The 13,824-nt window shown below is 68.1% G+C and carries 13 protein-coding genes; 8 read left to right on the forward strand and 5 right to left on the reverse strand.

The genetic code is table 11. The annotated features are described in order from the left end of the window. The first annotated feature begins 6 nt into the window (after positions 1-6). On the forward strand, positions 7-1,245 hold the full coding sequence (locus tag IEY36_RS13960; RefSeq protein WP_188967683.1) for a metal-dependent hydrolase family protein: 1,239 nt from the start codon (positions 7-9) through the stop codon (positions 1,243-1,245). Between the two features lie 9 nt (positions 1,246-1,254). Here IEY36_RS13960 and IEY36_RS13965 read toward each other — a convergent pair whose 3' ends face one another. The 3 genes from IEY36_RS13965 to IEY36_RS13975 all read right to left on the reverse strand — a co-directional run bounded on the left by IEY36_RS13965 (position 1,255) and on the right by IEY36_RS13975 (position 4,368). After that, a complete protein-coding gene (locus tag IEY36_RS13965) occupies positions 1,255-2,829 on the reverse strand; it encodes an ABC transporter substrate-binding protein (RefSeq protein ID WP_188967684.1) in 1,575 nt (524 codons plus the stop codon). Positions 2,830-2,883: 54 nt separating this feature from the next. Further along, positions 2,884-3,576 (reverse strand): GntR family transcriptional regulator, encoded by a 693-nt coding sequence (locus IEY36_RS13970; RefSeq protein ID WP_188967685.1) that lies wholly within the window; start codon positions 3,574-3,576, stop codon positions 2,884-2,886. 192 nt (positions 3,577-3,768) lie between these two features. Continuing rightward, positions 3,769-4,368 (reverse strand): hypothetical protein, encoded by a 600-nt coding sequence (locus IEY36_RS13975; RefSeq protein WP_188967686.1) that lies wholly within the window; start codon positions 4,366-4,368, stop codon positions 3,769-3,771. Positions 4,369-4,594: 226 nt separating this feature from the next. Here IEY36_RS13975 and tcuA point away from each other — a divergent pair, with 226 nt between their 5' ends. The 5 genes from tcuA (at position 4,595) to IEY36_RS14000 (ending at position 9,904) form a co-directional block, all read left to right on the forward strand. After that, positions 4,595-5,992 (forward strand): FAD-dependent tricarballylate dehydrogenase TcuA, encoded by a 1,398-nt coding sequence (gene tcuA / locus IEY36_RS13980; RefSeq protein WP_188967687.1) that lies wholly within the window; start codon positions 4,595-4,597, stop codon positions 5,990-5,992. Between the two features lie 4 nt (positions 5,993-5,996). Continuing rightward, on the forward strand, positions 5,997-7,103 hold the full coding sequence (gene tcuB / locus IEY36_RS13985; protein ID WP_188967688.1) for a tricarballylate utilization 4Fe-4S protein TcuB: 1,107 nt from the start codon (positions 5,997-5,999) through the stop codon (positions 7,101-7,103). 383 nt (positions 7,104-7,486) lie between these two features. After that, positions 7,487-8,101: a M35 family metallopeptidase gene (locus IEY36_RS13990; RefSeq protein WP_188967689.1), complete on the forward strand. Its 615-nt coding sequence runs from the start codon at positions 7,487-7,489 to the stop codon at positions 8,099-8,101. Between the two features lie 226 nt (positions 8,102-8,327). Continuing rightward, complete coding sequence (locus tag IEY36_RS13995) at positions 8,328-9,500, forward strand: thiolase domain-containing protein (RefSeq protein ID WP_188967690.1); 1,173 nt, start codon at positions 8,328-8,330, stop codon at positions 9,498-9,500. A 5-nt stretch (positions 9,501-9,505) separates the two neighbouring features. Continuing rightward, complete coding sequence (locus IEY36_RS14000) at positions 9,506-9,904, forward strand: Zn-ribbon domain-containing OB-fold protein (RefSeq protein ID WP_188967691.1); 399 nt, start codon at positions 9,506-9,508, stop codon at positions 9,902-9,904. A gap of 326 nt (positions 9,905-10,230) precedes the next feature. Here IEY36_RS14000 and IEY36_RS14005 read toward each other — a convergent pair whose 3' ends face one another. Continuing rightward, the gene (locus tag IEY36_RS14005) at positions 10,231-10,971 is read right to left on the reverse strand and encodes an enoyl-CoA hydratase/isomerase family protein (protein WP_188967692.1); all 741 of its coding nucleotides are present in this window, start codon (positions 10,969-10,971) and stop codon (positions 10,231-10,233) included. Positions 10,972-11,109: 138 nt separating this feature from the next. Here IEY36_RS14005 and IEY36_RS14010 point away from each other — a divergent pair, with 138 nt between their 5' ends. After that, positions 11,110-11,610, forward strand: coding sequence for a CHAP domain-containing protein (locus IEY36_RS14010; protein WP_229681311.1), 501 nt, complete (start codon positions 11,110-11,112; stop codon positions 11,608-11,610). A 53-nt stretch (positions 11,611-11,663) separates the two neighbouring features. Here the strand turns inward: IEY36_RS14010 and IEY36_RS14015 are convergent, their stop codons facing one another. Beyond that, positions 11,664-12,365, reverse strand: coding sequence for a hypothetical protein (locus tag IEY36_RS14015; protein ID WP_188967694.1), 702 nt, complete (start codon positions 12,363-12,365; stop codon positions 11,664-11,666). 220 nt (positions 12,366-12,585) lie between these two features. Between IEY36_RS14015 and IEY36_RS14020 the strand changes: the two genes are divergently transcribed. Then, positions 12,586-13,566 carry a Bug family tripartite tricarboxylate transporter substrate binding protein gene (locus tag IEY36_RS14020; protein ID WP_188967695.1) on the forward strand — a complete coding sequence of 327 codons (981 nt, stop codon included), beginning with the start codon at positions 12,586-12,588 and terminating at the stop codon, positions 13,564-13,566. Positions 13,567-13,824 lie beyond the last annotated feature (258 nt).

A 13,824-nucleotide genomic window follows, 5' to 3' on the forward strand; every position in this document is an offset into this window, starting at 1 on the left:
ACCCGCATGACCGAATCCGTCCTGTTCGAAAACGCCGCCATCCTGGACGGCACCGCCGAGGGCGCCGTGCTCGGTCATGTGCTGGTCGAAGGCGGCAACATCAAGGAAGTCAGCGACAAGCCGATCGCCGCCGCATCCGCGCGCCGCATCGACCTGCGCGGCCGCACGCTGATGCCCGGGCTGATCGACGCGCATGTGCATGTCGTCGCGGGGGTGGTGAATCTCGGCCTCAACGCCATGCTGCCCGATGCCGTCGTTGCCTTCCGCGCCGCGAAGATCATGAACGGCATGCTGATGCGCGGCTTCACCACGGTGCGCGACCTCGGGGGCTGCACTCATGGTTTGCGCATGGCGCGCGACGAAGGGCATTTCGACGGGCCGCGCCTGAACATCGCCGGCAAGGCGCTGTCGCAGACCGGCGGGCATTGCGACTTCCGAGGCCGGCACGACACGCGCGGCACGGATTTCTTCGCCGCGCGCCTGGGCAGCCTCGGCCGCCTGGTTGATGGCGTGCCCGATGTGCGCCGCGCCTGCCGCGAGGAAATCAAGGCCGGTGCCGACTACATCAAGATCATGGCCAATGGCGGCGTCGCTTCGCCGACCGACCCGATCGCCTTCGTCGGCTTCTCGCGCGAGGAAGTGCTCGCCGCCGTCGAGGAAGCCGAGAATGCCGAGACCTACGTCTCCGCGCATCTGTACACCGACAGCGCGATCCATCGCGCCGTCGATTGCGGCGTGCGCAGCCTGGAACATTGCAACCTGATCCAGGGACCGACTGCGCGCTTCGCGGCGGAGCGGGGTGCCATCGCCTGCCCGACCCTGGTCACCTACCAGGCGCTGAAGGATGAGGGCGCCTCACTCGGCTTGCCGGCCGAGTCGGTGAACAAGATCGACGATGTGCGCACCGCCGGGCTGCGTTCGCTCGAAATCATGCGCGAGGCCGGGCTGATGATGGCCTTCGGCACTGACCTGCTCGGCGAGATGCATCGCCATCAATCGGCGGAATTCGTCATCCGCGGCGAGGTGCTGCCGGCCATCGAGGTGATCCGCAGCGCCACCATCAACGCGGCGAAGCTGCTGATGTCCGAGGGGAAGATTGGCTGCGTCGCACCTGGTGCTTACGCCGACCTGGTGGTGGTCGAGGGCGACCCGCTGAAGGACCTCTCCCTGCTGGCCGGGCAGGGCGAGGGGCTGTCGGCGATCATGCTCGGCGGACGCTTCGTGAAGAATGCGCTGGCCGCCTGAACGGCGCGGTCAGCGCGCCAGCGGGCGCGCGTGATAGGCGACCATCTGCTCATCCATGCGCGGCGTGTACTCGATGCCGCGCCGCGCCGCGACCACCACCACCTGGTTGTAGATCGGGATGAACGGCACTTGGTCGAGCGCTTCCCGCGCCACCTGCCGCAGTTCCGCCTCGCGCCCCGCATCGGCGCTGGTGATCACGCCATCGATCAACCCATCCAGCCGCGCATCGCTGAAGCCGCCGCGATTGCCCTGGCCGAAAGCCTGCGCCGGGATGCGCGTATGCACCGCGGTGGACAAGATGTAGGAGGCATCGCGCGAGGAGGACAGCGACAACCCATACAGCATCAATGGCAGGTCGTTGCGCGTCGCCAGAGTGCGCGGCGAGAATACGTTCCAGGGCTGCGTCTCGACCTTCACCTGGAAGCCCGCCCGCGTCAGCATCTGCCCCGCCGCCTGGCACAGGCGCGCATCATTGACGTAACGGTTGTTGGAACAGCCCAGCGTCAGCGTGAAGCCATGCGGGTAACCGGCCTCGGCGAGCAACGCACGGGCGCGCGCCGGGTCGGCGGCAGGCACCGTGATCGACGGGTCGTAGCCGCCGAACTGTTCCGGCACCATCTGCACCGTCGCGACACCCTGGCCATCGAGTGCGCGCGCCACCAGCGCCTGGCGGTCGAGGGCTATCGACAAGGCACGCCGTACACGAACGTCACGCAGCGGGTTGTGGGGCAATTGCTGGCCGCCGGCGTCGGTCAGCAGCGGGAACTGGTCCAGCCGTACATTGGGCAGCAGGTACATGATGCGGTCGGAATTGCGCCGGAACACCGAGAGCCGCGCATCGTGCTGCAGCCGTTCCACATCCGCCGGCGGCACGCTTTCGATGATGTCGACATCGCCACTCAGCAGCGCCGCCAGGCGCGACGCGTCATTGCCGATCACCCGGATATCGACGCGCTGATACGCCGCCCTGTCGCCCCAGAAGGCCTCGTTGCGCAGCACCGTCATGCCCTCGCGCCCGCGCGCTTCCTGCAGGCGGAAGGGGCCGGTGCCGATGGCTGCGCGGCCGCTGTTGAAATCGGCGGTCGAGGCATTCTCCGCCGCGCGCTTTGACACCACGAAGATGTTGGTGAGCTGGCCGGGCAGCACCGGGTTCACCCGGTCAGTATGCAGGCGGACGGTATAGGGATCCACCACCTCCACCCGCTCGATGGTACGCAGGTTGGACGTATAGGGGCCGGGATTGTTCTCGATGCTCGGCACCCGCGCGATCGAGAAGGCGACGTCATCGGCGGTGAAGGGGCTGCCGTCATGGAAGGTGACGCCGTGACGCAGCCGTAGCTCCCACACCTGTGGTTCGACCATCGCCCAGGATTCGACGATGCCCGGAATGAAGCGGCTTTCGGGATCGCGATTGATCAGGCTGTCATAGATGTGGCGGGCCGCGGCCATGTTCGGCCCGGCGAAGAGGAAATGCGGGTCGAGGCCGAAGGGTGCCTCCACCGCCATGGTCAGCGATTGCGTGCGCGCGGGCTGCGCCAGGCCCAACAGACAGGCCGCCACGAGTGCGAGGGTAACGCGCTTCATCGTGAATCTCTCCGGCATTGCTGGCGCCAACCCTTCGGCGCCGCGGCCTTCGAGTCAATCGGGCGACGGCGCGCCGGGTGTCGCGAGCGGCACGCCGATCGTGCCCACCATCCAGGCGAGGCGATGCTTCTGCGCCGCCCGCGCATGCGCCCGCGCGGCCGCTTCCGCCGCATCCCCGTCGCGACTGACGATCGCCGCGAGGATGGCGCAGTGCTCGGCATGCGCCTGTTCCGCCCGCCCGCCGCGCGTCAGCAGCGTCGGCAGCAGGGACATGGTCGCGGCGAGCTGTTCGAGGCTGCGCAACAGGTACCGATTATGCGCAGCGAGATAGAGCAACCCGTGCAGCCGCTGGTTCACCGCGGCCAGGGCGGCGGCGTCACCATAGGCGGCCGGTTCGCCCTCGACGATCTCGGACATGGCGGCGATCTCGGTCTCGCCGGCATGCTGCGCGGCGAGGCGCGCGGCGGCCCCTTCCAGCACTTCCCGCATGACATACAGTTCCACCACCTGCTGGTGGTCCGGGCGCGTGACCGTCACGCCGCGCCGCGCCTCGTGCGTCAGCAGGCCTTCCGCTTCCAGCCGGGCGATCGCTTGGCGGACCGGGGTGCGCGACACGCCGAAGCGCGCGGCGAGGTCGGTTTCGGTCAGCCTTTCGCCCGGTGCCAATGCGCCGCCACGGATCGCCGCCCGGATGCGGGCATAGGCTTCCTGGCCGAGGTCGCGCGAGGAGGTCGGGGTGCCGTCCATGGCGGAGCTATAGCCGATGCCGCCGGACCGGCGAAAGCAAGGCCCCGCTCAGAGCCCGTTTGGAAACTCGCCTGCCGGTGTGCTTTCGGGTCCGGCAGCGATCCGCACCGCCACCCGGCCACCCATTCCAGGATACTGACGTGGCTGGCCGGGTGGGGGTGCGGGCCGGTGCCGGACTTTCCAAACAGCCTCTCAGGGCGAATGGAAATAGGCGGTGCGGTAGGCATCGACCTGCCAGGGTTCGATCAGGGTCCGCCCGCCGAATTTCTGCGTTTCCATGTCGAAGGTGCCATAGGCCATGATGTTGTCGGTCATCGCCTGGTCCCCCACCATCAGCCGCGGTTCGGACAGGTCCGAGAAGCCCGGATGTTTCAACCCGGCGCAATGGCCGGCTTCATGGGTCATGGTCAGGCCGTCATTGTTCAGCGTGTAGGCGTCCAGCACGACCCAGGGCAGCCAGTCGAGCTTCTGGCCGATCGAACCCGGGGCCTCCCCGCCGCCGCCATTGATCTGGCAGAGGATCACCGGCAGGCGGTTGTCATTGCTGTAGTAGCGCGAATTCGCCGCCATCCGCAGGGCGAGCCGCTGGGCCAGGCCTTCGCCCACGCGGCCGTTGGATGAGAGTGGTTCATGCCAATCCAGGTCGAGGCTGCCGGCTACAGGATAGACGTCGAACCGCAGGTTGTGTGGGCGCAGGAAGGCATTCCCCCGCTCGACCTGCTTGTAGAATATGGCGCTCGCCGAGCCACTGACCGGGGCGACATGAAACAGCGTGAGCTTGAGGACGCCCATGGATGGCTCTCTCCGGGATACCGCCGTGCCGGAACGGGCGGGGCGGTCCCCCGATCATGACTGGCGCGGCGCAGAGTGTCGCCGGGTCGATAATGAAACAACATGAAAATTGCCGGCTATCCTGTGTGGCGCCGCACAGCGCCGTGCCGGTTGCCAAACGTGGCGCTTCGTATATGACTGAATCCAGTTGGATACAAAGCTGGCCATTGTCGAAAGGGGGCTGCCCATGGTGGACCTGACACAGACCTTCGACGTGCTGATCGCGGGCGGCGGCAATGCCGCGCTCTGCGCCGCGATCACGGCGCGCCGGGCCGGCGCGACCGTCGTCGTGGCGGAACACGCGCCGAAGTCGATGCGCGGCGGCAATTCGCGCCACACCCGCAATGTCCGGTCCCTGCATCACGGCCCGACCGGGGTGCTGACCGACAGCTACCTTGAAGAGGAATACTGGGACGATCTGCGCCGCGTCACGGCGGGCAAGACGGATGAACCCCTCGCGCGCATGTGCATCCGCGCCAGCGAGGAGGCCCCGAAGTTCCTTGAATCCTGCGGCGTGGTGTTCCAGCCCTCGCTGTCGGGGACGCTGTCGCTGTCGCGCACCAACGCGTTCTTCCTCGGCGGCGGCAAGGCGCTGATCAATGCGCTGTACCGCACGGCGGAGGCGCTCGGCATCACCATCCTCTACGACACCGAGGTCCAGCACATCGAGGTGAAGGACGGCTTCGCGACGAAAGCGATCGTCTCCCACCGTGGCTTTCCCGCGCGCATCAAATTCAAGGCATTCATCGCCTCCGCCGGCGGCTTCCAGGCGAACCGCGAATGGCTGCGCAAATACTGGGGCGACGCGGCGGATAATTTCCAGATCCGCGGCACGCCCTATGCGCAGGGCCGCATCCTGAAGGACATGCTGGCCTCCGGCGTGCAGGAGGTGGGCGACCCGACGCAGTTCCACGCCGTCGCCAACGACGCCCGCGCGCCGATGGAGGATGGCGGCCTCGCCATGCGGCTCGACTGCGTGCCCTTCTCCGTCGTGGTGAACCGCGATGTCGAGCGCTTCTACGACGAAGGCGAGGATGTCTGGCCGAAGCGCTACGCCATCTGGGGCCGCTTGATCGCCCAGCAGCCCGACCAGGTTGCTTTCGCCATCAACGATTCCAAGGCGCAGCACAATTATCTGCCACCGGTCTTCGCGCCTTATGAGGCCGGCAGCATCGCCGAACTCGCCGGCATGATCGGCCTCGATGCCGGCAAGCTGGAGAAGGTCGTCGCCGACTACAACGCCGCGGTGCAGCCCGGCACCTTCAGCGCGCAGACGCTCGACGATTGCCGCACCGAAGGGCTGACGCCGCCGAAGTCGCACTGGGCGCGGCGCATCGATACGCCGCCCTATTACTGCCACCCGCTGCGGCCGGGCATCACCTTCACATTCCTTTCGGTGAAGGTGAATGACCGTGCGCGCGTGATGATGGCCGACGGCACGCCCAGCGCGAACATGTTCGCGAGTGGCGAGATCATGTCCGGCAATATCCTCGGCCAGGGATATCTCGCCGGTTTTGGCATGGCGATCGGCACCGTCTTTGGCCGCATCGCCGGCGAGGAAGCGGCCAAGCTGGTGAGGAACTGAGACGATGGCCACTGAAAGCGCGACCGTCGCCGAAGCCCGGCGGCAGATGGAAATCTGCAATGCCTGTCGCTATTGCGAGGGCTATTGCGCCGTCTTCCCCGCCATGGCGATGCGCCGGTCCTTCACCGAAGGCGACCTGACACACCTCGCCAACTTGTGTCACGGCTGCAAGGGTTGCTACCACGCCTGCCAATACGCGCCGCCGCATGCCTTTGGCATCAACATCCCGGCGACCTTCGCCGAGCTGCGCAACGAGAGCTACGCGGCGCATGCCTGGCCGGCGCCGCTCGGCGCGGTGTTCGAGCGCAACGGCACGATCGTCTCGCTGTTCGCCGCCCTCGGCGTGGCGCTGGCACTGATCCTGACGGTGGCGTTGCAGGACCCGGCGGTGCTGTGGTCGGCACAGCGCGGTGTCGGCGCCTTCTTCCGCGTCATCCCGCATTGGCTGATGATTTCGCTCGGCCTGCTGACTTTCGGCTTCGCCATCGTCGCGCTGGCGATGGGGGCGCGCAGCTATTGGCGCGCCACGGGCGGCGGCGGCGGTGCCTTCGCACCGGCCCCGGCGGCCGAGGCGGTGGTGGACATCGCCATCATGCGCAACCTCGGCGGCGGCGGGCATGGCTGCAACGATCTCGATGAGGGTTTCTCGACGCGTCGCCGCTGGCTGCACCAGGCGCTGATGTATGGCTTCCTGCTGTGCTTCGCGGCGACCTGCACGGGCACGATCTATCACTACTTCCTCAGCTGGAAGTCGCCGCATGCCTTCCTGTCGTTGCCGGTGCAGTTCGGCTTCTGGGGCGGCGTGCTGATGATGATCGGCACGGCCGGCCTCGCGCATGTGAAGATCATCACCGATCCGGGGCCGGTGTCGCGCAAGGTGATGGGCGGCGAATTCGCCATCCTTGGTCTGCTGTTCCTGATCGCGGCGACCGGGCTGCTGCTGTTGGCGGTGCGCCATACCGGGGCGATGGGGCTGATGCTCGCCATTCATCTCGGGCTGGTCTTCGCCTTCTTCCTGGTGCTGCCCTATTCGAAGATGGTGCATGGACTGTATCGCGGCATCGCGCTGCTGCGGAACGCGCAGGAGAAGCGGCGGGCTGTGGCCGTCTGATACCGGCGGACACGAATAGGAGGGGCGCTGCCCCTCCAAATGACAGTGCCATTTGGAACGCCAGCTGTTGGCGCGAGGCCGCGCGGGCTCGCTGCCCCCATGACACGCGCTGTGCGCGAGAGCGGGTGTCGGCGCGCATTCTGCCCTGGGCGCACGGCGCCAAATATCGGTTTCCAAACGCCCTCAGGCCTTTGGTGGGGTGAGCTCGAGAGGGGCAAAGCCCCTCTCGTTCCGGTCAAGCAGGACATACGTAGGCTCATCGCCCGCGGGCCGACGAACGGATGCCGGTGTCCGAACCAAACACACCAAGCTGAACCGTTTCAGCGCCGGGCCGACTTCGCCGCGTCATTCTCCCCCTGCCACCCAACGCAAGGCAGACCGAGATGCGCAAGACCTTCGCCACCGCCGCCGCCCTCGCCACCCTGATGCTGGCCCCGCTGCCGCTCGCGGCGCAGGGTGTGAAGGGTGGCGATCGCCAGGCGCAGTCCCAATCCGGCGCCTGCTCGCAGGAACAGCGTGTCGCCATCCGTCGCGGGTTTTCCGATGCGCGGCAAATGATGAACGCCTCCATCGCCTCCCTGACCCTGCAGCCCGAGGCGATCCGCCCGCATCTGACGCGCATCTTCGGCGCCAATCCGGCCGGCGCGATCGCCAAGAATTTCCGCGCCATCTCGGCCGGCATGGACCAGCGCGAACCCCGCCTCGTTTATGAATGCAACCGCGCCGAATCCTGCCGTGGCCAGACCTTCGCCTATGTCCGCTGGGGCGGGAATGCGCGGGAGGTCATGGGTGTCTGCCCGGCCTTCTTCCGCGCCGCGCGCACCGGCCAGGACAGCCAGGGCGGCATCATTGTGCATGAGATGAGCCACCTCACCCTGGGCACCCGAGACCACGCCTACCAGCCCGCCCGCGTCGAGGCGCTGGCCAAGGACGACCCGGCTGCCGCGCAGATGAATGCCGACAGCTACGAATACTTCGCCGAGTTCCTGCCGCGCTGATACTGCCCCCCAGCCAGGCAGCGAAACCCCGCCGGGTGTCGTGCAATCCCGCACGGCATCCGGCGGGACTCTCCTTTCCCGTCCGCGCCATGCGCGACCGCACCACGGCCGCTGACGATGCGCCCATCCTGCTTCCGCCGACCGATCGGTTGGCCCCCCTCGACAGCGGGGCGCGGCACTGCTTCCCTGCGGCCCGCTTGAACCAGCAGGAGGAAACGCTCCCGTCATGAGCATCAACGGCCAGGCCTATCTCGTCGGGGCTTTCGAGCACCCGACGCGCAAGGCCGAGAAACAGTCGGTCGCGCAACTCCATGCCGAGGTCGCCTATGGCGCCCTGCAGGATGCCGGCCTGTCCAAGGACGACGTCGACGGCTTCTTCTGCACCGGCGCCGCCCCGGGCCTCGGGCCCATCAACATGGCGGACTACATGGGGCTGACCAAGCTGCGCCATGTCGATTCCACCGACATGGGCGGCTGCTCCTACGTCATGCATGTCGGCCATGCCGCGCAGGCGATCAAGGAAGGCCGCTGCAACGTCGCGCTGATCACGCTGGCCGGCCGGCCGCGCGCCGAAGGCATGGCGACGGGCACCGTGCCGCGCTCCTGGGCGCCGAACATCCCCGACGATCCCTTCGAGATCCCGATGGGCCGTACGGTGGTGAATTCCTACGGTATGGTGGCCATGCGCCACATGCATGAATTCGGCACCACCTCGGAACAGCTCGCCTGGATCAAGGTCGCCGCCTCCACCCACGCCCAGTACAACCCGCATGCCATGCTGCAGAAGGTTGTGACGGTCGAGGAAGTGGTGAACTCCCCGATGGTCTCTGACCCGCTGCACCGGCTCGATTGCTGCGTCATCTCCGATGGCGGCGGCGCGCTGATCGTGGCGAAGCCGGAAATCGCGAAGTCGCTGAACCGGCCGCTGGTGAAGGTGCTCGGCTGCGCTGAGGCCACCAAGAACCAGGCCGGCGGCGGCATTGACCTGTCCTATTCCGCGGTGCGCCAGTCGGGCGCGGCCGCCTTCGCCGAAGCGAAGGTGAAGCCGACCGACATCCAGTACGCCTCGATCTATGACAGCTTCACCATCACGGTGCTGATGCAGCTTGAGGACCTTGGCTTCTGCAAGAAGGGCGAGGGCGGCAAGTTCGTGATGGACGGCAACCTGATCAGCGGCGTCGGCAGGCTGCCCTTCAACACGGATGGCGGCGGGCTGTGCAACAACCACCCGGCGAACCGCGGCGGCATGACCAAGGTGATCGAGGCGGTGCGTCAGCTCCGCGGCGAAGCGCATCCCAAGGTCCAGGTGCCGGGCTGCAAGCTTGCGCTGGCGAACGGCGTGGGCGGGCTGCTGGGCCACCGCCACGGCGGCGCCACCCTCATCATGGAGCGGGAGTGATCATCATGGCGACGCAATCCGCCAACCGCGCCATCCCGGCGCCGAAGGAAGACCCCACCACCAAGCCGTTCTGGGACGCCGCCCGCGAGGGCAAGTTCCTGATCGGCCTGTGCAAGGATACCGGCAAGCATTTCTGGTATCCGCGCGGCTGCTCGCCGTTCACGCTCTCGAACAATATCGAGATGGTGGAAGCGAAGGGGACGGGGACGATCTACAGCTTCTCCGTCATGCGCACGAAGGAACCGCATGCGGTAGCTTACGTCGAGCTCGACGAAGGCCCGCGCATGTTCACCAACATCGTGGATTGCGACCTCGATGCGCTGAAGATCGGGCAGAAGGTGAAGCTGGTGTTCAAGCCGACTGAAGAAGGCGCCGCGCCGGTGCCGATGTTCACGCCGGCCTGAGACTGTGACCCCGGAGAGGGGCTTTGCCTCTCTCCGGACCAGGGGTACCCATTGACGTTGCGACGCAACGCCAATCGGGCCCATCGGACTAAGGGCCTCTGGACGCCTCGATTTGATGCCGGGACGCACAGGCGTTGTTACTTTAAGATTTTAGGATTTTAAGCTCTTAACGGTCGTACCGCGCGCCGACGCAGCGCCACCGCCGATGTGGTGAACATATCAGGAACATCGCCGCCCGTCCACCCTGGCGTGACCGCTCAACAGATGGTTTCCAAAGGCCTCGGGCCTTTGGCGGGGTGGTTTGGAGGGGCGGCGCCCCTCCCACCTTACTTCCGTCCTGCCAGCGCTTTCGCCCGATACGCCTCAACCCGCGCCTTCAGCCCCGGCCGCGCCACCGACCGCGCCAGCGCCGCCAGATCCGCGTCATCCGCCGCCTGGCGCGTGCGCGCATGCAGTGCCGCGACCGTCTCGGCATCGAGCCTGACTGCCCCAGCGCGCGCATTGGCCAACACCGTCTCCAGCGCCGCCTCCTCGACAATATCCGTCACCAGGCCGAGCGCGAGCGCGCGGTCCGCCACCACCGGCGCGCCAGCCAGCAACAGCCGCCGCGCCGCCCCGTCGCCGACCAACCCGGCCAGCCGCCCGGTCCCAAGCACCAGCCCGAAGGCCGGCCCGGGAAAGGCGAAGCTTGCCCCCGGCAGCGCCACGCGATGGTCGCAGACGGCGAAGAGGTCCGCCCCGGCGCCGAACACCCGCCCACCGGCCACCGCCATCGTCGGCACCGGCAGCGCGTCGATGCGCTGCAACAGCAATTCGATGCGGATGATGCGCAGCGCTAATTCGCCATCGGTGACGGTGTCGAGGTCGGCGAGATCGAGCCCGGTGCAGAAATTCCGTCCCCGCCCGCGCAACACCACCAGCCGCGCGCCGGCGGCGAGCGCGCCGTCCAGGGCGGCCTCGATCGCCGCGACCAGATCGGGCCCTAGCGCATTGCCGCGTTCGGGGCGGGCGAGCCAGAGCGTCGCCACGCCGTCCTCGATGATGCTCTCCACGGCCGGTCCGTCCATCGCGAATCCCCTCGATATGCGGCGCGCAGCATGGCGCGGTCGGGGGTTGTCGCAAGCGCACGGTTCCTGCTGCACAGCCCCGGCGAGTCGTGCTACTGGGAAATGAGGGGAATCAGGGGGTTCGGGATCGTGCTTCGCATGATCGCGATACTGGCCGCATTGGCCTTGGGGGCCTGCGGCAGCACGCGTGGCACGGTGCCGGGGGGCTCCGTGCCTGGGTATGCGGGGGGCAATACCTCCTGCGTGCCCTATGCGCGCGCACGCAGTGGCATCAACCTGGCCGGCGATGCCTGGCAATGGTGGGATGCTGCCGCGCAATCGGGCAGCTATGACCGCTCGCGTCGTCCGCGGGTCGGCTCGGTGCTCGTCTTCATGCGCACCCAGCGCAACCGGACGGGCCACCTGTCGGTGGTGACGCAGGTCGTGTCGTCACGTGAGATCCGGGTGGATCACGCCAATTGGGCCTCGGGCGGCAACCGCGGGCGCATCGCGCGCGACCAGCCGGTGGTCGATGTCTCGGCCAACAACGACTGGTCGTTGGTGCGCGTCTGGTTCCCGCCGGCCGGCGGCCTCGGCCAGTCGAACTACCCGACCTTCGGCTTCATCCATGGCGGCCGGCTGCTGGCCGAGGCGCGCTGAACCGCACCGCCGCGGATCCGTCCGGCCGGCATGCTCTCGCGCCGCTGCCTACCTCACTCCGGCCTGCCGACCGCGGCAACCTGAAGGCTCCCGGACGGCGTGGATGCGGTGGCGGTGCTGGCGACCTGCGCCTGCCGGCGCAGGCGGTCGAGCCGCGCCAAGTCGTCATCCTGTTCCTGGTGCATCACCATGCCAGCCGGGTCGCAGGTGGAGTCGGGCTGCGCGGCGCAGCGTTCATCGGCCAGGGCGATCTGCGCCGCGCGGGAGGCGATGATCGCCCCGCGCCGCGCCTCGAAGAACCGCGTGCGCGTTTCCTCGTCGGGGAAGACGGCCGGCACCATGGCGACGGTGACCTGGCCGGGGTAGCGCATGGTCCGCGCCGAGGCGAGGCTGATGATGGTCGCCGTGGCGCCGATGATGCCGTTCGGCGCCATGCGGAACACCGCCGGGTCATCCTGCGGGCGCATCAGCACCGCGGTCTCGAGGTAGCCCTCCGCCTGGCAGCGCACTTCGAGCACCGCATGCGACCGGGTCAATTGGACGGTGGCCGGGACGGCCTGCGGCTCGGCGACGACGTTCTCGCCGCGATGCACCGCGCATTGCGCGCCTGGTGGCTCGGAGGCGAGGGCGACCTCGCCATTCCAGGCCGGTTCGGGATGGGCGGCGCGCATCGCGGCGTTCATCGCCACGGTGGCGCAGCCCGGCAGGCCGAGGAGGACGGCGCCCAGCGCCACGAAACGCGAAAATGCAGCCATGGATTGTGCTCCTGGGAGGCGGAACGCGTGCAGATTGTAGCATCAACCCTTAGGGGAAAGTGAATGTCCATGATGCGATCCGCGGTGCTGGACGTCGCGCCCCGCGCCATGCTGCATCGCGCCGATGGCGGCTTCCATCCGGCCGGTGCCGGGAATAGGACTGCCTCCCCGGATGGCGGCCCGGGACCGAACTGCGCCGCCCGGCCGGAGGAAATGCGCCATGACCCTGACCCGCCGCGGCCTTGTCGCCGCCCTGCCCAGCCTTGCGCTGCTGCCCTCCGTGGCGCGCGCGCAGGATGGCTGGCCCGACCGTCCGGTGCGCTTCATCGTGCCGTTCCCCGGCGGTTCCAGCCCCGATCTGACCGGCCGTGTGGTGGCAGAACACTTGGCGAAGGTGCTCGGCCAGCCGGTGGTGGTGGATAACCGCGCGGGCGCCGGGGGCAATATCGGCACCGACGCCATCGCCAAGGCGACCGACGGGCATGTCATCGGCCTGTCGATCAACGGGCCGCTCACGACCGCACCGGCGCTCTACCCGAACCTGCCCTACGACCCGGTGAAGGACCTCGTCGCGGTGTCCCTGCTGGCGCGCGGGCCGCAATTCCTGGTGGTCAACAACGACCTGCCGGTCACCGACCTGCCGGGTTTCCTCGCCCATGTGCGGGCCAATCCGGGCAAGCTCGCCTTCGGGTCGGTGGGTGCCGGGTCGGGCGGGCATCTCGGCATGCTCGACCTGCTCGGCCGGACCGGCGGGCTCGAGATGCTGCACGTCGCCTATCGCGGCTTCGCGGCGGCGACGCTCGATCTCGTCGCCGGGCGGATCCAGGCGATGATGGTCACCACCGCCGCGGTGCTCGGTCAGGTGCAGTCGGGCCAGATCCGTGCCATCGCGGTGACATCGGCCAACCGCTTCGCGCTGACGCCGCAGGTGCCGACCCTGGCCGAACAGGGCGTGGCCAATGCGGAATCCTACGGCTGGCAGGTCATGGTCGTGCCCTCCTCGACCCCGGCCGAGCGCGTTGCGCGGCTGGCGACGGAGGCGCAGCGCGGCCTGCGCGAACCCGCCGCGCGCGAACGGCTGGAGGCGGCGGGCTTCGAGGTGATGGCGACCACGCCGGCCGAGGCCACCGCCTTCCTGGCGGAGGAGACCGCGCGCTGGGGCGGGATGATCCGGCGGCTCAACATCCGGCTGGATGGCTGAGGCGGCGGTCTGCGTTGCGACGGGCGGACCGGGAAGGGCTTTGCCCCTCCCGGACCCTCCCCACCAAAGGCCTAAGGGCCTCTGGACACCTTGAATTGGTGCCGGGCCCAACGGGCTCACCGGGAAGGAAAAGGCGCTCCGGGGCAATGACCGGTACCGGGCGAGGAGCTTGCTCACCTCGGAGAAACGCCAGCCCTGCCCAACACCAGGTATCGGTTTCCAAAGGCCTCGGGCCTTTGGTGGGGTGAGGTCCGGAGA

Origin of the sequence: Neoroseomonas lacus, assembly GCF_014644535.1 — a bacterium.
GTDB lineage: Bacteria > Pseudomonadota > Alphaproteobacteria > Acetobacterales > Acetobacteraceae > Neoroseomonas > Neoroseomonas lacus.